The sequence below is a fragment of the Micromonospora sp. FIMYZ51 genome (assembly GCF_038246755.1).
Lineage (GTDB): Bacteria > Actinomycetota > Actinomycetes > Mycobacteriales > Micromonosporaceae > Micromonospora.
Genome location: NZ_CP134706.1, coordinates 5,025,106 through 5,044,914 on the forward strand (window position 1 = coordinate 5,025,106; position 19,809 = coordinate 5,044,914).

17 protein-coding genes are annotated in these 19,809 nt (G+C 71.1%); 4 read left to right on the top strand and 13 right to left on the bottom strand.

The annotated features are described in order from the left end of the window. Positions 1–123: 123 nt before the first annotated feature. From QQG74_RS22405 to QQG74_RS22420, 4 genes are all read right to left on the bottom strand, one after another. A complete protein-coding gene (locus QQG74_RS22405; RefSeq protein WP_341716722.1) occupies positions 124–861 on the bottom strand; it encodes a cellulose binding domain-containing protein in 738 nt (245 codons plus the stop codon). A gap of 91 nt (positions 862–952) precedes the next feature. After that, positions 953–1,711 carry a hypothetical protein gene (locus QQG74_RS22410; RefSeq protein WP_341716723.1) on the bottom strand — a complete coding sequence of 253 codons (759 nt, stop codon included), beginning with the start codon at positions 1,709–1,711 and terminating at the stop codon, positions 953–955. A 92-nt stretch (positions 1,712–1,803) separates the two neighbouring features. Beyond that, positions 1,804–2,193: a hypothetical protein gene (locus QQG74_RS22415; RefSeq protein ID WP_341716724.1), complete on the bottom strand. Its 390-nt coding sequence runs from the start codon at positions 2,191–2,193 to the stop codon at positions 1,804–1,806. 37 nt (positions 2,194–2,230) lie between these two features. Then, entirely contained in the window at positions 2,231–2,932 is a 702-nt protein-coding gene (locus QQG74_RS22420) for a hypothetical protein (RefSeq protein WP_341716725.1), read from the bottom strand. A 19-nt stretch (positions 2,933–2,951) separates the two neighbouring features. Between QQG74_RS22420 and QQG74_RS22425 the strand changes: the two genes are divergently transcribed. After that, a complete protein-coding gene (locus QQG74_RS22425; RefSeq protein WP_341716726.1) occupies positions 2,952–3,140 on the top strand; it encodes a hypothetical protein in 189 nt (62 codons plus the stop codon). Positions 3,141–3,145: 5 nt separating this feature from the next. On the opposite strand, the gene QQG74_RS22430 is transcribed toward QQG74_RS22425, so the two are convergent. Then, entirely contained in the window at positions 3,146–4,819 is a 1,674-nt protein-coding gene (locus QQG74_RS22430) for a right-handed parallel beta-helix repeat-containing protein (protein WP_341716727.1), read from the bottom strand. Positions 4,820–5,490: 671 nt separating this feature from the next. Between QQG74_RS22430 and QQG74_RS22435 the strand changes: the two genes are divergently transcribed. Both QQG74_RS22435 and QQG74_RS22440 read left to right on the top strand, forming a co-directional pair. Continuing rightward, positions 5,491–6,150: a C39 family peptidase gene (locus QQG74_RS22435; protein WP_341716728.1), complete on the top strand. Its 660-nt coding sequence runs from the start codon at positions 5,491–5,493 to the stop codon at positions 6,148–6,150. Positions 6,151–6,498: 348 nt separating this feature from the next. After that, positions 6,499–9,354 (top strand): aconitate hydratase, encoded by a 2,856-nt coding sequence (locus QQG74_RS22440; RefSeq protein ID WP_341716729.1) that lies wholly within the window; start codon positions 6,499–6,501, stop codon positions 9,352–9,354. Between the two features lie 275 nt (positions 9,355–9,629). Here the strand turns inward: QQG74_RS22440 and QQG74_RS22445 are convergent, their stop codons facing one another. The 7 genes from QQG74_RS22445 to QQG74_RS22475 all read right to left on the bottom strand — a co-directional run bounded on the left by QQG74_RS22445 (position 9,630) and on the right by QQG74_RS22475 (position 17,728). Beyond that, complete coding sequence (locus tag QQG74_RS22445) at positions 9,630–10,226, bottom strand: ATP/GTP-binding protein (protein WP_341716730.1); 597 nt, start codon at positions 10,224–10,226, stop codon at positions 9,630–9,632. Next, a complete protein-coding gene (locus tag QQG74_RS22450; protein WP_341716731.1) occupies positions 10,207–10,593 on the bottom strand; it encodes a DUF742 domain-containing protein in 387 nt (128 codons plus the stop codon). The genes QQG74_RS22445 and QQG74_RS22450 overlap by 20 nt, the downstream gene beginning before the upstream one ends. Before the next feature lie 5 nt (positions 10,594–10,598). Continuing rightward, on the bottom strand, positions 10,599–11,021 hold the full coding sequence (locus tag QQG74_RS22455; RefSeq protein ID WP_341716732.1) for a roadblock/LC7 domain-containing protein: 423 nt from the start codon (positions 11,019–11,021) through the stop codon (positions 10,599–10,601). Between the two features lie 83 nt (positions 11,022–11,104). After that, positions 11,105–13,750 (bottom strand): nitrate- and nitrite sensing domain-containing protein, encoded by a 2,646-nt coding sequence (locus QQG74_RS22460; RefSeq protein ID WP_341716733.1) that lies wholly within the window; start codon positions 13,748–13,750, stop codon positions 11,105–11,107. Between the two features lie 95 nt (positions 13,751–13,845). Next, positions 13,846–15,459, bottom strand: a complete 1,614-nt coding sequence (locus QQG74_RS22465; RefSeq protein ID WP_341716734.1) for a prenyltransferase/squalene oxidase repeat-containing protein — start codon at positions 15,457–15,459, stop codon at positions 13,846–13,848. Further along, on the bottom strand, positions 15,456–16,313 hold the full coding sequence (locus QQG74_RS22470) for a terpene synthase family protein (RefSeq protein WP_341721316.1): 858 nt from the start codon (positions 16,311–16,313) through the stop codon (positions 15,456–15,458). Before QQG74_RS22470 ends, QQG74_RS22465 begins: the two co-directional genes overlap by 4 nt. A 77-nt stretch (positions 16,314–16,390) precedes the next feature. Further along, positions 16,391–17,728: a cytochrome P450 gene (locus tag QQG74_RS22475; RefSeq protein ID WP_341721317.1), complete on the bottom strand. Its 1,338-nt coding sequence runs from the start codon at positions 17,726–17,728 to the stop codon at positions 16,391–16,393. Between the two features lie 579 nt (positions 17,729–18,307). On the opposite strand from QQG74_RS22475, the gene QQG74_RS22480 reads away from it, so the two are divergent. Then, positions 18,308–18,556 carry a DUF2630 family protein gene (locus QQG74_RS22480; RefSeq protein WP_341716735.1) on the top strand — a complete coding sequence of 83 codons (249 nt, stop codon included), beginning with the start codon at positions 18,308–18,310 and terminating at the stop codon, positions 18,554–18,556. Between the two features lie 225 nt (positions 18,557–18,781). On the opposite strand, the gene QQG74_RS22485 is transcribed toward QQG74_RS22480, so the two are convergent. Next, entirely contained in the window at positions 18,782–19,714 is a 933-nt protein-coding gene (locus tag QQG74_RS22485; RefSeq protein WP_341716736.1) for an RIO1 family regulatory kinase/ATPase, read from the bottom strand. Positions 19,715–19,809 lie beyond the last annotated feature (95 nt).

Below are 19,809 nucleotides of genomic sequence, written 5' to 3' on the forward strand. Positions count from 1 at the left end.
GATTGGCCCGCACGCTAGCTCTTGCCGAAACATTCTGCAATACCTTGCAAACACGGCCGCAACAACGCAGGTTCCTTGCGCAAGACGACCGGCTCGGGCCCGCTCCCTTGGCGTGCGCGCCGGTCAGCGGAGGATGCAGCTACGCCCGGAGACCGCGCAGCTCGCCGGGCGCGAACCGGCGGATTCGATGTGGAAGCGCAGCAGCACCGAGGAACCGGCGGCCAGGTTCGGGCCGCTGCGGTAGGTCAGGGTGCCACGCCGGTCCCTGAAAGTCCCTTGTGGAACACCTTCCAACCACGCCGTGACCACCCGGCCACCCGGGTACGCCACCCGCGCCTCCCAATCCAGGTCGGCACGGGAGACGTTACGAATCGACAGCTCCCCGATGAAGCCCCCCGGGAACGTCTGGATCACCTGGTACCGCGCTTCCAGCGGCGGAGCGGCGGGCGGCGGGGCAGCCGGCGGCGGGGCGGCGGGGGCCCGCGTCGAAGGCTGCTGCGGTGGCGGCGCAACGCCGCTCGGAGGCTCGGGCACGACCGACGGCTCGGGCAGTGCCGACAGCGTCGCCGACGGGTTCGGCAGATCCGTCCGGCGCGGCGACAGGCCGGGCACGGCCGGTGCCGCCGCCTCCGCCTGCTCCTGCCCGGTGGAGGACGCCCGCTCCGCCGGCAGCGGCGGGGCCGCCCGCGGCGGTTCCGGCGGACCGGGATCGAACTCCGGTCCGGGAGCCCGGTACACGGTGGCCGCGATGACGAGCAGCACCATCATCGCGACGACTCCGACCGACACCAGGATCCAGGGTGAGAAGGCAACGGTCGAGCCGTGCGGGAAATCTCGCGGAGCGCGGCGCATACCGGACATGTCTCTCCTCAGCAGGCGGCCCGGCCAGCGTAACGATCAAGAGCAGCACCCGGAAGTACCGGACGAAAACCCAGGATTCCTAACAGTACGCTCAGCCCGCCCCGCAGGCAGCCCCGTTGACCGTGCATTGTGTCGGGTACTCCCCGCCCCCGGTGCGAGTGACCCGCAGCTGCACCGTCTGCTGCGTTCCGGCAGCCAGCGACCTGCTGCCGCTGAGCAGGTATCTTCCGCCACCCTTGATGCTCACCGAGACGCCGGGACCGCTGGAGGCACGCAGCCCGGCCACCTCGGCGGTGAAGGCCAGATCGACCCACCAGTCGACCGACCGGCCGGTGCCGTTGCGTACCACCAGCTCGGCCTGGAACGAGTCACCGTCGACACTTTGTAGTCGATAGCTGGCGGTCAGTACGCCCGAGCCGGTGGCCGACGGCGCAGCTGCGGGAGCGGTGGCGGCCGGCGGCCGACCAGCGGCCGGCGTCGGCGACCCGGTGCCGGCCGACGCCCGGGCCGACGGCGACGCCGTTGCCGAGGTGGTCGACGCGGTCGGTACCGCCGAAGGGCTGCCCGTCGGGACGACCGTCCCCGTCGGCGCCGCCGCGTCCGACGGGTCGACGGAGCCCGTGGCGTCCGGCGGGGCCGGGAGAACCATCGGCGGCCCGGGTGCCCACGCCGTAGGCCGCTCCGGTCCCCGGAACGACAGCATCGCCACCACCAGCAGCACCGCCAACACCGCGACACCCACCAGGAGCACCACCCAGGGCGCCGAGGCGATCATCCTGGGCAACGCCCACCGGTGGGTCGTTTCGTCGGTCACTTCACCGGTCTGGTCGTCGGCCGGCCGCTCGGACATAGGTCCCCCTGTCGTCACCGACGCGCAGCCTAGTGGACGGGCCGATCTCCGGGACAACTTGCGAGCACCGGCCGCAGCACCGGCACGCCGGCTCAGCCCGTCCGGAGCACGGTGCAGATGAGCGGTCCGTCATCGGTGCTCCGCAGCAGGTAGCGGTAGCGCTCACCGGGCACCGACCGGCCCTGGCTGTCCAGGAACTCCCACCGCACGGCGACCATGGTGAGCAGGGCGGAAACCTGGTCCACCTGCTCGATGTCGGCGTGCGCGGCGACCAGTTCCCGCTCGGCGTACTCCGGTGCAGCGCCCACGAAGGACAGTGCCACCGCTGCCGGTGAGGTGAACGAGAAGCTGTAGGTGTCGGCGACCACCAGCCCCGGCAGGGCATAGCAGCCGGCGATCGCGGGAAGGTCGCCAGCGGTCAGGGCCACGCCGTACCGGTCGAAGAAGTCGGTCAACGTGTCGAGGTCGGTGGAGGCAGTCACGCGGCAAGCAATTGCCGGCCGCCGCGACGGTCAAACCTCAGCGGGGCGGAATCCGCACCTCGATCTCGCTGCCCAGCCGGGCACCGCCGGCCAGACCGAGGTCGTCACCGCTCCAGAAGCGTCCCGGGTCGTACCAGTTCGGCCGGCGGCCGGCGGGCAGCAGTCCCATCGCCTCGTAGGTGACCGCGACGACCTCGGCGCAGTACGCGGTCTCCAGGGCCCGGTCGGCCACCGGCTCAGCGTGCTGCCGGGGACCGGCCCCGGCGCGGTCCGGCCGCCGCAACGGTCGCGGCAACCGTGGGCTCGGCAACCGTGGGCTCGGCACCCGTCCGCGCAGCCACCGCCAGGCCAGCTGCGCGGTGGACGGGAAGGGCATGCCGTCCAGCCGGGCGATGGTCCGCAACACCGAGCCTTCCATCTCCGGGTCGGCAGGCGGGTCGAGCTGACGCAGCCAGGCCCGCTGACCGTACCGGTTGGCCCAGACGCAGACCGCGTCCCGCAGGTCGTGCAGCTGCACACCGCGCTGGTGGGTGCCGGTCCACAGATCCGGCAGCGACCTGCCCAGCTCGGCGTGCCACATCAGCGGCGGCATGTCGTCAAGCACGACCGCCATGCCCACGTGGTTGACCGGGCTGTTGGTGGTCAGCTGGATGGCCCGATCGGGCACGCTGCGCCCCCGGAAGACCCACACGTCGCCGGTACGGGTCAGCTCCACCGCCTCGTCCAGGCTGATGCTCATGAGGGACTACCCTATGCGCATGCGGCAACGGATGCGGTGGTGGAAGGTCCTCGGTCTGGCCGGACTGGCCGGTGTCGCGGCGTCCGGCGTGGTGATCGCGCGGGCCGAGCGGCGGCGGCGCGCGTACACCCCGGAGGAGATCCGGGCCCGGCTGCGCGACCGGCACGCCGAGGTGACCTCGACCGCCCCGGCCGACGACGCCGACTGAGGCGCTCAGTCCACTTCGGTGTGATTGCGGTGCCAGCGACCGCCCTCCGGCCGCTGGTCCAGCCGCAGCGCTCCGTCGGCGTTGCCGGCGAGGTCGTTGTCCTCGACCCGGCAGGAGACACAGCTGCCCCGCTCGGTGACCCAGATGCCGTAGCTCTGGGTCGGTTCCGGACGGTTGTCCCAGATCCGGTTGCCGCGGATCGTTGCCGACTCCAGGTGCGCGTTGACGGTGATGCCGGCCCGGATCGGCGCTGCGGCGGGTAGCTCGTACGTTGCACCGGGCGGCGGGATGTCCTCGTTCCACGCGTTGTTCGCGTCCGGCCGCAGGTCAGCCAGGGCCAGGTCGGTGTCGGTGTTGCTGACCACCACCGCGACCCGGGAACCCACCCGCAACGTCTTGCCCCGGTGCCCGTCGGTCCGCCACGAGGCGGTGCGGTCCGTCATGCCGCGGCGGGCGTACCAGACCGAGTCGCCGGCCCCGGTCGCGGCCGGGTCGCACTGCCGGCCGTTGTTGCGGATCCGGTTGTCGACCACCACCGCGTCGATCATCGGCCGGTCGATCCGGATCGCGTCCAGTCCGTTGTCCCAGAAGTCGTTGCCGTCGATGACTATCTCCGAGGCCGGGAACTGATAGCCGTCGCCCAGGTTGTGCTGGTGATAGCCGTGCCCGCCGTTGCCGCTGATCCGGTTGCCCCGGATGGTGTACGAGCCGGGCGTGTTGCCCACGCTGACCCCGTCGCGTACGTTGCGGTCGATCACGCAGTCGGTGAGGATGCCGCCCCGGCCGGCGACGCCCGCAGTGCCGTTACCGGAGATGTCGAAGCCAGCCTCCAGGTTGCCGGTGACCGTACAGGCCGAGACGATCAGGCCGTCGGCGCCCCAGTCGGAGATGCCGAACCGGTTGGCCTGGCTGTGGCAGCCGATGATGCGGTAACCACGCGGTGGCTCCCAGTACGGCTTCTGCAACTCAAGGAAGATCCCGTTGGTGCCGTTGCCAAGCGTGGTGCAGTTGGTGATGGTGCACCGCTCCACCGCTCCCCAGCCACCGATGCCGATGCCGATACCCGCGCCGCCCATCTGCTCACCGTTGTCCAGCCGACCGCAGCCGACCACGACCACCCCGTCGATCAGGCAGTCCTGGAGGAAGTCACAACCCAGGCCGGTGGCACCGGTGTGGTGGATGTAGAGGTTGCGGAAGACTCCCCGGACCACGTACTGAAGGCCCAGCCCCTTGGCGAGATAGTTGTACTCCGCCATGGCCACGCCGGAGCCGTCGATCTCGAAGTCGGCGAAGGTGCAGTCGGCGATGTGCCGGTCGCGGTCGGCGCCGTGCTGCACGGTGGTCCAGAAGGCCAGCGGCGTCGGGTCGGCCCGGTTGCCCTCGTTGCTCAGCATGAACCGGGTTGCTCCCGCTCCCGCGCCGAGCAGGGATACCCCGCTGCGCCAGACGGTGCCCGCGTCCCGGATCGAGTAGATCCCCGGCGGGCAGTAGATCACGCGCGCCCGCCCGTCGGCGGCGTACCCCTCCCCCAGGCGCTCCACCAGGGCCGACAACGCGGGCTGGTCGTTGGCCACCCCGTCGCCCTGAAGGCCGTAATCGCGCGCGTTGCACCACAGCGGCGCACCGGCGACCGGGGCCGGGCGCTCACGGCTGGCGGCGAGCTTGGCGTGCTGCCACATCCCACGTCCTCCCCCGCGTCAACCGCCCCGACCCGGCCCGCTTTCCCCCTCCTCCCACACGAAAACAGCCCTCATCCGCACGCATCCCGGGACGAAACACCCAGGCATGGGACACTTCCGCACCAAGACCCACGCGATCGGTACCGCGCGGCTGCGCCGTTCGGGGCGACGGCCAGCGCGGGACAGCTGCCTGTGCGACGGCGGGCGATTGACCGGTGCGGAGCCGCTGCCTGTGCGATGTTCAAGGCGATTGACCGGTGCGGAGCCGCTGTCGTGCGATGTTCGGGGCGATTCACCGGTGCGGAGCCGCTGTCGTGCGATGTTCGGGGCGATTCACCGGTGCGGAGCCGCTGCCTGTGCGATGTTCAGGGCGATTGACCGGTTCGGAGCCGCTGCCTGTGAGCCGGTGCACCCCGGCGGTGGAATGATGCCCCAGCCCGGGGCGTTGTACATGGCATACCGCGAGGGCTCCCCCGGCCCCGCCGCGCCACCTCCCGGAACCCGCTGGAATGCGGGACCCCCCGGGATCGTTACATCCCCCTGGACGCCCGAGCACCCCCCGCCAGGCGTACCCCCTGATCTTTCCCCGCACGGCAGCGCAGATCCCCATCCCCCACCGGACGGGTCGATCACCTGCCGCCACACCCCCGAACGGAAGGCGGAACCCCATCATGCGTACCACCATGCTGCGTAAGACCGCCCTGACCATCGCCGCTGCCGCCGCCACCGCCGGAGGCATCGCCGCACCCGCCATCGCCGCCCAGGCCACCCCCGCCGCCGTGCCGGCCGCCGCCGTGCAGGCCGACCGCAAGCCCAACGGCGAGCGCCAACTCGACGTGCGCTACCAGGCCCAGGACACCTTCTACTACTGCGGCCCCGCCGCCGCCCGCAACGCCCTCAGCGTCCAGGGCAAGAACATCGACCAGCACGACATGGCCAAGCGCATGGGCACCACCGAAGCCGGCACCAACTCCATCAACGACATCACCCCCATCCTGAACAAGGAAACCGGCAAGAACGTCTACAAGTCCGTCGAGATCCGCGACCCCAAGGCTGACCACAAGCAGACCGACAAGCTGCGCGAAGACATCGTCCGCACCATCGACGACGGCCGCGCCGTGGTCGCCAACATCGCCGGCACCACCACCGACACCAACGGCACCACCCACAGCTTCGAAGGCGGCCACTACGTCAGCGTCACCGGCTACCGCGACGGCGGCGACCAGGTCAAGATCGCCGACTCCGCCGACCCCAACCAGGCCGAATACTGGATCACCACCGACAACCTCGCCGACTGGATCGCCACCCGCGGCTACAGCGCCACCAGCTGACACCCCGAACACCCGCAGGGCCGACCCCCACCCAGGGGTCGGCCCTTCACCCACCCCCACCCCCACCCCCACCCCCACCCCCACCCCCAACCCCTCCCCACCCCCGCCCCCACCCCGTTGATCATGAGGTTGGCGGCAGTCGTTGATCTTCAAACTGCCGCTAACCTCATGATCAACGGATAGGGCGGGGGGTGGGGGTGGGGTGGGTTGCTCGGCGGTTGGGTTGACCTGATAGCAAGACGGACGTACGGTTTTGTTGACAGCGAGAATCGGCGGTAAGTGTTGCCTAAGCTCGGCGGCGCTCCGGCCGGTGCGACAGACTGCTCAGGACTACTCACGGTCGCTGGTGTGAAGGAGTACGACGTGGCGAGCCTCGACACCTTCGGTGCGAAGACCCAGCTGCGCGTCGGAGACGCGAGCTACGAGATTTTCAAGATCAGCAAGGTGGAGGGCCACGAACGGCTCCCCTACAGCCTGAAGATTCTGCTGGAAAACCTGCTACGGACCGAGGACGGCGCGAACATCACCGCCGAGCACATCCGCCAGCTCGGCGCCTGGGACCCGAACGCGGACCCGAACGTCGAGATCCAGTTCACCCCGGCGCGGGTGCTGATGCAGGACTTCACCGGCGTACCGTGCGTGGTCGACCTGGCCACCATGCGGGAGGCCGTCCGGGAGCTCGGCGGCGACCCGACCAAGGTGAACCCGCTCGCCCCCGCCGAGCTGGTCATCGACCACTCCGTGATCGCCGACCTGTTCGGCCGCGAGGACGCCTTCGAGCGCAACGTCGAGCTGGAGTACGCGCGCAACAAGGAGCGCTACCAGTTCCTGCGCTGGGGCCAGAGCGCCTTCAACGAGTTCAAGGTCGTCCCGCCCGGCACCGGCATCGTGCACCAGGTCAACATCGAGTACCTGGCCCGCACCGTGATGGAGCGCGGTGGCCAGGCGTACCCGGACACCGTCGTCGGCACCGACTCGCACACCACCATGGTCAACGGCCTGGGCGTGCTGGGTTGGGGCGTCGGTGGCATCGAGGCCGAGGCGGCGATGCTGGGCCAGCCGGTGAGCATGCTGATCCCGCGGGTGGTGGGCTTCAAGCTCGCCGGTGAGATGCCGGCCGGCACCACCGCCACCGACCTGGTGCTCACCATCACCGAGATGCTGCGCAAGCACGGTGTGGTCGGCAAGTTCGTGGAGTTCTACGGCCCCGGCGTGAGCGCGGTGCCGCTGGCCAACCGGGCCACCATCGGCAACATGTCCCCGGAGTACGGCTCCACCGTGGCGATCTTCCCGATCGACGCGGAGACCGTCCGCTACCTGGAGCTGACCGGCCGCGACCCGCAGCAGGTCGCGCTGGTCGAGGCGTACGCCAAGGAGCAGGGGCTCTGGCACGACCCGGACGCCGAGCCGGAGTACTCCGAGCACCTGGAGCTCGACCTGGGCACCATCGAGCCCTCCCTCGCCGGGCCGAAGCGCCCGCAGGACCGGGTGCCGCTGGGCAACGCCAAGACCCTGTTCCGGGCCGCGCTCACCGACTACGTCGCCGCCGACGAGACCGGTGGCGACCCGGGCCGCAAGCCCGGCGTACCGCAGCAGGAGAAGCCGTTCGGCGCGGCCGGACCGGCCGACGAGGCCAGCGCGGAGTCGTTCCCGGCCAGCGACCCGCCGGCAAACGACGTGAGCGACCCGGCCGACGCCCCGCGTGACCTGGTGACCGCGGCGGTCGGTGCCGGTGGGCGGGCCACCAACCCGATCCGGGTCACCGGCACCGACGGGGTCGAGTACGAACTGGACCACGGCGCGGTGGTGATCGCCGCCATCACCTCCTGCACCAACACCTCAAACCCGCAGGTGATGATCGGTGCGGCGCTGCTCGCCCGCAACGCGGTGGACAAGGGCCTGAACCGCAAGCCGTGGGTGAAGACCACCCTCGCGCCGGGTTCCAAGGTCGTCATGGACTACTACGAGCGCGCCGGCCTGACGCCGTACCTGGAGAAGCTCGGCTTCCACCTGGTCGGCTACGGCTGCACCACCTGCATCGGCAACTCCGGCCCGCTGCCCGAGGAGGTCTCGGCCGCGGTGAACGAGGCCGACCTCGCCGTCGTGTCGGTGCTCTCCGGCAACCGCAACTTCGAGGGCCGGATCAACCCGGACGTGAAGATGAACTACCTGGCGTCGCCGCCGCTGGTGGTCGCGTACGCCCTCGCCGGCACGATGGACATCGACCTGGCCAACGAGCCGATCGGCGAGGACAGCGAGGGCCAGCCGGTCTTCCTGCGCGACATCTGGCCGAGCACCGCCGAGATCCAGGACGTCATCGCCTCGGCGATCGGCGCCACCGGTTTCAGCGCCGCGTACTCGGACGTCTTCGCCGGTGACGAGCGCTGGCAGTCGCTGCCGACGCCGACCGGCGACACCTTCGCCTGGGACGGCGAGTCCACCTACGTCCGTAAGCCCCCGTACTTCGAGGGCATGGCGCAGCAGCCGGCACCGGTGGCCGACATCGCCGGTGCCCGGGTGCTCGCCAAGCTGGGCGACTCGGTGACCACCGACCACATCTCCCCGGCCGGTTCCATCAAGGCCGACTCCCCGGCCGGCGAGTACCTCGCCGGGCACGGCGTGCCGCGGCACGAGTTCAACTCGTACGGGTCGCGCCGGGGCAACCACGAGGTCATGATCCGCGGCACGTTCGCCAACATCCGGCTGCGCAACCAGCTGGTCCCGGGCGTGGAGGGCGGCTTCACCGTCAACCACCTCACCGGCGAGCAGACCTCGATCTACGACGCCGCCATGGCCTACCAGGACGCCGACATCCCGCTGGTCATCCTGGCCGGCAAGGAGTACGGCTCCGGCTCGTCGCGGGACTGGGCGGCCAAGGGCACCATGCTGCTCGGGGTCAAGGCGGTGATCGCCGAGTCGTACGAGCGGATCCACCGCTCCAACCTGATCGGCATGGGCGTGCTGCCGTTGCAGTTCCCGGCCGGCGAGACCGCCGACTCGCTGGGGCTGACCGGCACCGAGACGTTCACCATCACCGGGGTCACCGAGCTCAACGACGGCTCGACCCCGCGTACGGTGAAGGTCACCACCGACGGCGGGGTGGAGTTCGACGCGGTGGTCCGCATCGACACCCCCGGTGAGGCGGACTACTACCGGCACGGCGGCATCCTGCAGTACGTGCTGCGGCGCATGATCGCCAGCTGACGTACCCGAACTGAAGGGCTCCTTCCCGCGCCAGTGCGGGAAGGAGCCCTTTGTCGTCTGCGGGCCGCTACGGCCGACGTGGCGGGCGGATCGTCGCCGACCGCCGATCCGGTCGGCGTCGGCGGCCCGGCGGCCCGGCGGGTCGGCCCGGCGGCTCGGCGGCCCGGCGGGTCGGCGGCCCGGCGTCAGTCGGGTCGGCGGCCCGGCGTCGGTCGGCCGGCGGCCCGGCGTCAGTCGGGTCGGCGGCCCGGCGTCGGTCGGCCGGCGGCCCGGCGTCAGTCGGCCCGGCGGCGGGCGTCCCGGATCTTCATGGCGTGCTCCACCAGGGTGATCAGCACCTCCTTGGCCGACTCCCGGTTCCGGGCGTCGCAGAGCAGCACCGGCACCTCGGGATCGAGATTCAGCGCGGCCTGCACCTCGTCGAGCCGGTACGTGCGGGCGCCTTCGAAGCAGTTGACCGCGACCAGGAACGGTGTGCCCCGTCCCTCGAAGTAGTCGATGGAGGGGAAACAGTCGGCCAGCCGGCGGGTGTCCGCCAGCACCACGGCACCGATCGCGCCGAGCGCCAGCTCGTCCCAGACGAACCAGAACCGGTCCTGCCCGGGGGTACCGAACAGGTACAGCACCAGATCGTCACTTATGGTGATCCGACCGAAGTCCATCGCCACGGTGGTGGTCTGCTTCGCCTCGACGCCGGAGAGGTCGTCGATGCCGACGCCCGATTCGGTGAGCACCTCCTCGGTGCGCAACGGACGGGTCTCGCTCACCGCACCGACCATTGTGGTCTTGCCCACCCCGAAGCCGCCCGCGACCAGAATCTTGATCGCCGTGGGCAGTGCGACGGCCGGCCGCTCAGAGTGCCCGTAGTCCATTGATAACCGCCTCGAAGATGCTGTGGTCGGGAACGCCGACGGTGCTCTGCGGCTCCCGGATCCGTACCAGGTTGCGTGCCACCAGGTCACCGAGCAGGACCCGCACGGTGCCTACCGGCAGGTCCAGATGTGCCGCGATCTCGGCGACGGACTGCATCCGCTGGCACAGTCCGACGATCGCCAGATGCTCCGGGCCGAGACCGATCTCCGGAGACACGTCCTTACGGGTCGCCGTCACCAGGGAGATCAGGTCGAACGTGCCGGTGACCGGGCGGGCCCGGCCGCCGGTCACCGCGTACGGACGGACCACCGGACCAGCATGGTCGTCAACCCACTGATGTTCGGCAGATTCTCCCTGCACCGTCATACGTACTACTTCTCCCCGTTTGTTTGCTCGGCTGACCGAGACGGCGAGGCAACGTACTTGCCGACCCGGGTCACCAGCATGGCCATTTCGTAAGCGATCAGCCCCACGTCGGCGTCCTCGCTCGCCAGCACCGCGAGACAGGCGTTGCGACCGGCGGCTGTGACGAACAAGAAGGACGACTGCATCTCGATGATTGTCTGCTGCACCTGCCCGCCACCGAACCGCTTGCCCGCGCCCCGGGCCAGGCTCTGGATGCCGGCCGCCATCGCCGCCAGGTGCTCGCCGTCGTCGCGGCTGAGCCCCTGCGAGGAGGCCATCAGCAGGCCGTCGGCGGACAGCGCGACCGCGTGCTCGGCCTGCTTGACCCGGCCGACCAGATCGTCCAGCAACCACGTCAGGTCGGCACTCGAAGCCGTCTTCTGCGCCACTTCGTCGTCCTCTTCTCCCCCGGCTCATCGCCGTGCTCATCTGGGCCTGACCAGCGGTCATGCGGATCGCCGCACAGGACCGGTCAGGTCGCCTGTTGGCCAGCGCCGTCGGACTCGCCCTCGTCAGCCGACCCACCGCCACCGTCGAGCAACCGGGCGGCGTCGGAGCGTCCGCGCCGGGTGCCCGTCTGGTACGAACTCATCATGCGCCGCACCTGCTCGGGTTCGCGGATCACGTCCTCGCTCTCCTCCGGGCTGTCCGGCTCGGCGCGCAGCGCCGGTGCCAGGCTGGCCTGGCGGATCCGGACCGGTAGGCCCGACTCGGTGCGGTCCGACTCCGCCGCCGCACCGGCGGCACCGCCCGGCTCGGTCGCCGCCTCGGTACCCGGCAGCGGAACACCACTCGCCGTACTGTTCGCCGGTGGCGTACCGGTCGCGGTCGCCCCGGGGTTCGGCAGCGCAGCGCCCGGCGCAGGCACCGCGTCGGCCGGCTCGCCGGTCGCGCCCGGTCGGTGCGGCGGGCGCGGTACGCCCTCGCCGCGCGGCGTCGAGGTGACCGGCAGCGCGATCGGGATGGTCGGTCCGTCCAGAGCGGAGTGACCGGGTCGACGCCGGGACCGGGTCGGCAGCCCAGCGCCGGAGTCGTCGGCGAGGTGAACCTCGGTCGGTGCGTCGGTACCGCGCTCGGCCCCGGCTCCCGTGCCGGAGTCGGCCTCGGCTGGGCGGGGTGCGGGCGGACCCGCCGGTGCGGCGAGGGCGACCGGGGCACCCGATCGTTCGACGCGACCGGCCGGGGCCGGGCCGCTTGCCACGTTCTCGGTCCGGGCACCGGCCGGAGCACCCGGCTCGGCACCCTCCGTGATGATCAGGTCACTCGGGATCAGAACGACGGCGGTGGTGCCGCCGTACGCGGACTCCTTGAGCCGTACCCGCACCCCGTGCCGGTCGGTAAGCCGGCTCACCACGTACAGGCCCAACCGGGACGCGTCGGCGAGGTTCAGCTCGCTGCGGTCCACGATGCGGTGGTTGGCCGCGGCGAGATCGTCCTCGGTCATCCCCAGGCCGCGGTCCTCGATCTCGATGGCGAAACCGTTGGCGACCAGTTGCCCGCGCACCTCCACCGTGGTGTGCGGCGGGGAGAAGGACAGCCCGTTCTCGATCAGCTCGGCGAGCAGGTGGATCACGTCGCCGACCGCTCGCCCGGCCAGCGACACGCCGCTGATCGGGAGCACCTGGACGCGGGTGTAGTCCTCGACCTCGCCGACCGCGCCACGGATCACGTCCACCATCGGCACGCTGCGCCGCCAGGCCCGGCCCGGGGTCGAGCCGGAGAGCACGATCAGGTTCTCGGCGTTGCGCCGCATCCGGGTGGCCAGGTGGTCGACGCGGAACAGATCCTCCAGCTCCTCCGCGTCGTGTTCCCGCCGCTCCATCGCGTCCAGCAGGGTCAGTTGGCGATGCACCAGGGCCTGGGTACGCCGGGCCAGGCTGAGGAACACGTCCCGGACGGCGCGACGCAGCTCGGCCTGCTCCACCGCGGTCCGTACGGCGGTTTCCTGCACGACGTTGAAGGCCTTACCCACCTGGCCGATCTCGTCGTCACCGAACTGGAGCGGCGGCGCTTCCTTGGCGACGTCCACCTGTTCGCCGCGCCCGAGCCGGTCCACCACGTCCGGCAGTCGCTCGTTGGCGAGTTGGAAGGCGGCGTCACGCAGCCGCTGCAACTGCTGGACCAGGGCCCGCGCGGTGGTGATCGAGACGACCACCGAGGCGATGACCGCGAGCAGGCCGAGACCGGCGGCGAGCACCAGTCGGACGATGACCCCGATCGCGACCGGGGTGGCGCTCTTGACGATCTCGTCGCCACCGGCCAGCACCACATCGCCGATCTCGATAAGCGCCGGACCCGTGGCCTCGGCCCAGTCCTGGCTGGTGAAGGGCGGCCGGGAGGAGTCCGACTCCACCATGATCTCGTTTTCCAGCGCGGCCAGGCGCTGGAAGTTCGGACCCGCGATCATCTGTGCGTAGCGCTGCTGGTCGGCATCGGGCAGCCGGACGACCGCCTGCTCGGCGACGAACTGACGAGCGCCCACGACCCGGGTGAACTCCGCCCGCTCGGCGGCGGTGATCCGGCCGGCGGCCAGCACACCGGCGAGCATGGCGTCGCCCTGGGACAGCAGCTCCCGGGCCCGGTTGAGCCGGATCAGCTGGGCGGTGTTCTCGGCGACCTCGTCGTCGTCGAGGTTGCCGAGCTCGTCGTAGACCTGGTAGATCGCCTCGATGAGTTCGGTGAACGCCACCCCGGCCTCGCTGCGGCCGATGTTGCGTTCGTCCACTGCGGTCCGCGTTTCCGCCAGCTCGTCCAGCCCGCGCTGGAGCAGCGTGATGCTCTCGTGTAGATCCTTGCTGCCGAGCAGGCTCACCTGCCAGTTGTCGACCGACTCGGCGAACTCCGCGGCCAGCTGGTCGGTACGCTGACGCAGCTGCGCCAGCTCGCCACGCAGGGCCTCGTCCGGTCGACCAAGGTAGACAAGCGAGCTGCGCCGTTCCAACTGGAGCTGAAGCAGCAGTGGCTCGGTGGGGTCGAACACCCGCACGTCGAGCGCCTGCACGCCGATCAGGTTGACTCCCTCTCGGACGGTGACCCATGCGGTGAAGCTCCAGAGCGCCACCAGCGATGCCAGCAGAGCCACGACCTTGGTACGCAGATTCGAACTGCGGGAACCCATTACACCGTCCCTGGCCCTGAACGAGTTGATCTGTCAGTCAGCGGTGCGTTACGCGCACCGACCCCGGCGCACGCTAACAGCGTCACCGCAGCAACTCAAGCGGTCGTGATCATGCCCTGGTCGGCCCCCTGTTGGCGTGGGATCGGTCCGCTGCCGTGGGTCGAATCGGTGATCGCGAGCGCCAGATACCGCGCCGCGAGCACCGCCGCCCGGACGATCAGCAACGGTGCGTAGAGATCCTTGTCGTGCCACAGTGGAGGGTGTTCGGCCGGCTCGGTGTGCAGCGGCTCCAGCGCCCGAGCGACCGCCGCCCGCACCTGCGGCCGGAGCGGACGACCCGGGCCGAGCAGCACCTGCACGGCGTACGCCGTCTCCTCCACGGTGGTCGACCAGCGACCCCAACCGCCGTCGTCGCGTTGGGTGGCCAGCACCCAGTCCGTCGCGCGGTCGACGGCCGGGTCGGCCACGTCGGCCGGCGCGTGACCGGCAAGCGCCAGCGCTGCGCAACAGGTGGCGTAGTACGGCGAGGCGTGCCACCGGTCCGTCCACCGCCCGTCGGACTGTTGGCTGTCGCGCAGCCAACCGGCGAGCCCGGTCACCCGGGTGCCGTACCGCTCGGCACCGTCCCGGGTGTGCCGAACGTGCCAGCCCAGCGCCTCGAGCACGTGCGCGTTCGTGGTGACCGACTGGCCGTCCTCCCCCTGCCAGGTGCAGAAGTGGCTGCCGAGGTCGTAGTGGAGCAGGCTGACCGGATCCACCGGGCGGCCCAGCCCGGCGAGCGCGTACAGGGTGGCCGAGGTGGTGTCGGCGTCGGTCGGCAGCCCAGGGCCGGTCGCCGCACCGGTCGGCCCGAGCGCGGCGGTCAACTGCGCCACCAGACCCGGCGGCGGAGTGATCGGCAGCCCAACCCGGACCAGCGTGGCGACGGCCCAGGACCGCTCGAAGGTCGTGATCGGGGTGCAGCACGGCACGGGACCTCCGTGCCGGGCCACCACGGCGTCGAGATACGCCCGCGCCGCAGGGTCCGCGGTCCGCCGGTGACCGAGCCAGGCCGCGGTGGCGGCCGGGGAGGCACCCACCGCACCGTCGATCGGGGCGACGTCGGCGCGGCGGGCGGCGGCCGGCCCGAGCACCTCGTAGGCGTGCCAGAGCTTGCTGGGCATCGGGCGGTCCGTGGCGAGCAGGGCGTTCACCGTGTCGATCCGCCACCGGTCCACCGTCGGCAGCGCCGGACCGTATCCGCCGTCCAGTTGCCGCAGATGTGCGCCGATCCGGTCGGCCAGCGCCGGCACGATCAGGTCGGCGGCCGGGGTGTCCGGCATGGCCGTACCGGCGGCGAGCCGCTGGGCCAGCGCGGCCAGGCCGCGAACGGCGGCGGCCGGCAACTCGGGACCGCTGGTTGCCGCCGGACCGGTCGGACCGCCCCGGACCAGTTCGGCGAGCAGGGCCTCCACCGCGCTCGCCGTCGGCACCAACGCGTACCCGCCGGGCGGGCCCCAGCTGCCGTCGGAGCCCTGCCGCGCGAGCAGGTACGCCAGCCGCTTGCCGTGTCCGCCGAGCCACGGGGCGTCGGAGACGAGTCGCCCGGTCTCGTAGACCGAGTTGCTCACCTGTCCGGCCGGTTCCCGGTCCAGGAACGCGAGCAGTTCGTCCGCGCCGGCCGGTGCCGATCCCTCCCCCGTCTGCCTGCTGACCGCCGCGGCGGTCACGACACGCCCCAGAAATCGGTGGACCGGTAGAAACCACTGCTGAACCCGATCTGTCGGGCCAGGTAGTCCGCCTGCACCGGACAGCTGTCCCGCAGCGGCTCAAGCATCGTGCCGGCCTCGGTGACCAGCTCGGCGATCCGCTGCTCGACCTCGGCCCGGGACACCAGCATCAGCGCGTTGAGGTCTCCCCAGCGCCTGTCGCGTTCGTACGTGCCGAGGTCGTTGACGAGTCGAAGGATCCGTTGCACCTGATCACTCGCGGCCAGCAGCGCGTCCAGCTGCGCCAGTGTCGCGGGGTCGTCGGTGTGGATCCAGTGCACGACGTTCACCACGGTGCAGGCCAGGTTTGCGGCGTTGTCCAGGTACTGCGCGAAGTCGGGTAACGTGCCGGCGTTCTGTTTCCAGTCCCATTCCCGGGCCATCGCGGCGAGTACCTTGCGGATCTCTTCCCGCAACCGGTCCCGGTACGCGGCGAAGGCCGGCACGGTCGCGAGTTCGTCACGCAACTCGGCGAGGAAGATACCGAGGGCGTCGTCGCTCTCCGGCGGCGCGCCGTCGGCCACGGCGAGGCAGCGTGTGGTCAGGCGGTCGATCTCGTCGCGCGATCGCGCCTCGTGGTCGATCAGCCAGTCGACGGCGAACCCCCAGAGCACCGCGCGGTTGGTGATCCGTAGCTGAGCCGGATCACACCAGGGGGCACCGAAGGCGATGGCCATCGCCACGTTGCCGAAGAGCGCCGCGTCGAACGGCTTGTCGGGGAACAGGTCCGGATGGGACGCGGCGACTTTTGCCAGGTCACGCTGCCCCTGGGCGACCAGGGCGCAGATCCGCCCCTGCTCGGCGGCCACCATCATCTGATCGACCGTGGGCTGGCCCTTCGGGGGCGCCGCGCCGGCTACGTCGCCGGTGGCTGGCGTCTCGGTGCGGGCGGTCACGCGGCGGCACCCGGCAGCCGGTGCAGGGTCGCCTCGACCCGCTCGAGTGGGCGCAACGCCGCCGCCACCTTGATGCCGGGCAGGCTCGGTCGTTGCAGCCGGAACCGGAACCGGCTCAGCAGGGTGGCCACGATCAGCGTCGCTTCCAGGTAGAACAGGTGCATCCCGAGGCACTGGTGCGGGCCACCGCCGAACGGGAAGTGCGCGTACCGGGGGCGGCTGCGGACCAGCTCCGGGCTGAACCGGTCGGGGTCGAAAACCTCGGGCCGGTCCCAGAACATCGACATGCGCTGGGTGATCAGCGGGCTGACCACCAGGGTGGCGCCGGCCGGGACGCGCACTCCGCCGATGACGTCCTCTTCGACCGCCATCCGGGGGAAGAGCCAGCCGATCGGGTAGAGCCGCAGCAGTTCGTCGAGCACCTGCCGGGTGTAGCGCAGCTCGCGCAGGTGCTGGTGGCGTACGGGCTGGTCGCCGACCACCCGGTCGAGTTCTTCGAACAGCCGGGTGGCGATCGCCGGGTCGCGGTCGAGGTGCGGCCAGAGCCAGGTGAGCACGCTGATCGTGGTTTCGGTGGTGGTGGCGACCATCGCCACCGTGTCGTTGCGGACCTGGCGCTCGTCCAGCTGGCCGCCGTCCTCGGTGCGCCCGCGCCACAGCGTGGAGATGATGTCGTCGTCGCCGTCGCGAGCGGTGTCGCGGGCCGCCCGGATCGTCGGCAACAGCAGGTCGTCGATGAGCTGCACGGCGCGCCGGAACGCCCGGTCGCCGGGCATCGGGGCGGCCGTCGGCGCCCACGGCACGATGATCCGGGGCATCACCGACCAGGCGATGGCGTCCTGCGCCTCCATGATCCGCATCGCGTCCGGCACGGTGATCTTGTCGGCGAAGAAGACCCGCATGATCGCCGAACAGACGATCTGGGCCTGCACCGTGCCCATGTCCACCGGCTGGCCGGTCCGCGCCGGCTCCTCCAACTCGTCGATGGCCTCCTCGATCGCCACGGCGAGGCGGTCGACCAGGCCGTCGATGCGTCGGGCCGTGAACAGCGGCTGGAGGATGTGTCGGCTGTTCGTCCAGTGCTCGCCGTCGCTGAGGATGCCCTCACCGAAGAGCCGCTTCAGGGGTCGCCACTGTAGACCGTCGCCGGCCCGGACATAGTTGTCGGCCTTTTCGCGGAGCACGCGCTGAAGATGCTCGGGATGGGTGATGAGGTAGGGGCGGAACGAGCCGAGGTTCAGCCGGACCACCTCCCCGCCGGATCGCTCGCCGAATCCGACCAGGGCCCGTGCCGGTTCGCGGATCAGGCTCGGCACCACATGCCGCAGAGGTATCGATCCCACTCGTCTGGTTTGGACGGACATGTCGTGGTCGACTCCCACCTAGAGAGGCCCCGGGGGTAGGGGACCTTACTCTTCGAATTGCTATGGTCGCAAAGAGCATGACATTGCGGTGGCGGTCCAAACTAGTCGCATAACGAGAAATCTTCATGGTCGACATTCCCACTGTCCACAACAGAGCGAGGCTGCTCAGCCGGCTCGGCCGCACCGCGCCAGGCCCGCCACGCTTGGCCGCAATAGCCGAGCGTTGCCACGTTTCCCCTGCTCAAATGCGGGGTGCCGGAGTCGGCGGAGGGTGCTGGACCAGCCGACCGGGACACGCCCTCAGCATGCGACGCGGCCAGCACCGCCGCCTTGGTGATCTTCGCCATTCGGCTGCTGGCCGCGCCCGGCGAAGCGCCGGACGACCACACCAGGCGGCACCCGACCAGGCGCGCCGCCAGGGTTCCGGGCCCGCCCCGCCTCGCTGGGCCAGGCGCGCCACGCGGATTCCGGGCCCGCCCCGCCTCGCTGGGCCAGGCGCGCCGCCAGGATTCCGGGCGCGCCCCGCCTCGCTGTGCCAGGCTCAGAGGCATGGACGACAAGACCATCCTGAGCCGGATCTCCGATCTGGTCGACGAGGAACACCGGCTGCGGGCGGCGGCCCAGGCCACCGAGTCCGGCACCGACGACGAGGCCCGTACCCGGTTGCGCGAGCTGGAGGAATCCCTGGACCAGTGCTGGGACCTGCTGCGTCGCCGCCGCGCTGCCCGCCAGGCCCACGGCGACCCCGACGCGCAGGGCGCTCGCCCGGTGCCGGAGGTCGAGCGCTACCTCCAGTAGGTACGCCCAGCAGCGGTGACCGGTGCCGGCGGCGCACGAGCACGGGCGGGCTCCGGGCCGGGTGCTCACCCCCGCCCGGAGCCCACCATCAGGCCCGCCCGCCCTACCCGAAGCCGATCAGGCCCCGCCCGCCCGTAGCGCGGGTCCGCCCGCCACCGGGAGTCACCGCGAGTCACCGGGTCGGGCCGACCCGGGCGGGGCTCACCGCCGGGCCGGCCAGGCCCTTCAGCGCAGGCCCGCCTCGCGGCAGAGCAGCTCGGTCAGCGCGGTCGGATCCGCGAGATCCGGCGGCAGTCCGCGAGCCGTGAACCAGCGGGTCACGATCCCCACGTCCCGGGCCAGGAAGTCGCGCCCCTGCGGGTTCGCCACCACGTCGACCACCTGCGGCAGGTCGATCAGCACCAGTCGACCGGCAGGCACCAACAGGTTGTACGGCGACAGGTCGCCGTGCGCGTAGCCCGCCCGGGCCAGCACGATCAGGGCGTCGACCAACTGCTCCCACAGCCCGCGCAACTCGGCCGGGTCCGGGCGCAACTCGGCCAGTCGGGGCGCGGCGCGTCCCTCGTCGGGATCACCGACGAACTCAAGCATCAGCTCGGTGCCCCGCAACTGCACCGGATACGGGACGCTGATCGTGCCGTACCGCGTACCGATCTCCCAGAGCCGGGCCAACGCGCCGAACTCCGCCGCCGCCCACTGGCCGGCGATCATCTGCCGGCCGAACGCGGTCCGGCCGGTCATCGCCCGCATCTCCCGGGACCGGCGGACCCGCCGCCCCTCCAGGTAGCCGGCGTCCCGGTGGAAGAGCCGATGCCGGGGGTCGCGGTAGCGCTTGGCCGCCAGCAGGCAGGACCGGTCGGTGTCGGGAACGGCTCGGCGGACCAGGTGCACGTCCGCTTCCTTGCCGGTCTTGAGCACCCCGAGTTCGGTGTCCCGCGCGGCCAGTTCGGTGACCAGCCAGGCCGGATACGGTTGCGGTCCGTGCACGGCGTCGTCCCAGGAGGACCAGGCCGGGCCCGGATCAGGGTCGGGTTCGTCGGCGGGGGGTGCGGCAGCCTCGGCCGGCCGCCCCCGCTTCAGGAAGTGTGGTTCGTCGTCATCGAAGCGGCGTCGGCCGCGGCCCCGGCGTTCCCACGCCGAGGAATCTTGATCGCGCATCGCGCTTGTCGTCCCTTTGTCGAGAAGGTGCGTGGCGGCAGGAATCGGCCTGCGAAGACGGCCATGACCGACCCCCTCTCCTCGACCGGGCGCAC

Excerpts from the sequence above, each read along its gene's own strand:
- QQG74_RS22450 (WP_341716731.1), bottom strand. The coding sequence starts at position 10,593 with ATGACGGTGCAGGGAGAATCTGCCGAACATCAGTGGGTTGACGACCAT.
- QQG74_RS22445 (WP_341716730.1), bottom strand. The coding sequence starts at position 10,226 with ATGGACTACGGGCACTCTGAGCGGCCGGCCGTCGCACTGCCCACGGCG.
- QQG74_RS22410 (WP_341716723.1), bottom strand. The coding sequence starts at position 1,711 with ATGTCCGAGCGGCCGGCCGACGACCAGACCGGTGAAGTGACCGACGAA.
- QQG74_RS22460 (WP_341716733.1), bottom strand. The coding sequence starts at position 13,750 with ATGGGTTCCCGCAGTTCGAATCTGCGTACCAAGGTCGTGGCTCTGCTG.
- QQG74_RS22480 (WP_341716735.1), top strand. The coding sequence starts at position 18,308 with ATGGACGACAAGACCATCCTGAGCCGGATCTCCGATCTGGTCGACGAG.
- QQG74_RS22485 (WP_341716736.1), bottom strand. The coding sequence starts at position 19,714 with ATGCGCGATCAAGATTCCTCGGCGTGGGAACGCCGGGGCCGCGGCCGA.
- QQG74_RS22420 (WP_341716725.1), bottom strand. The coding sequence starts at position 2,932 with ATGAGCATCAGCCTGGACGAGGCGGTGGAGCTGACCCGTACCGGCGAC.
- QQG74_RS22430 (WP_341716727.1), bottom strand. The coding sequence starts at position 4,819 with ATGTGGCAGCACGCCAAGCTCGCCGCCAGCCGTGAGCGCCCGGCCCCG.
- QQG74_RS22425 (WP_341716726.1), top strand. The coding sequence starts at position 2,952 with ATGCGGCAACGGATGCGGTGGTGGAAGGTCCTCGGTCTGGCCGGACTG.
- QQG74_RS22405 (WP_341716722.1), bottom strand. The coding sequence starts at position 861 with ATGTCCGGTATGCGCCGCGCTCCGCGAGATTTCCCGCACGGCTCGACC.
- QQG74_RS22435 (WP_341716728.1), top strand. The coding sequence starts at position 5,491 with ATGCGTACCACCATGCTGCGTAAGACCGCCCTGACCATCGCCGCTGCC.
- QQG74_RS22470 (WP_341721316.1), bottom strand. The coding sequence starts at position 16,313 with ATGATGGTGGCCGCCGAGCAGGGGCGGATCTGCGCCCTGGTCGCCCAG.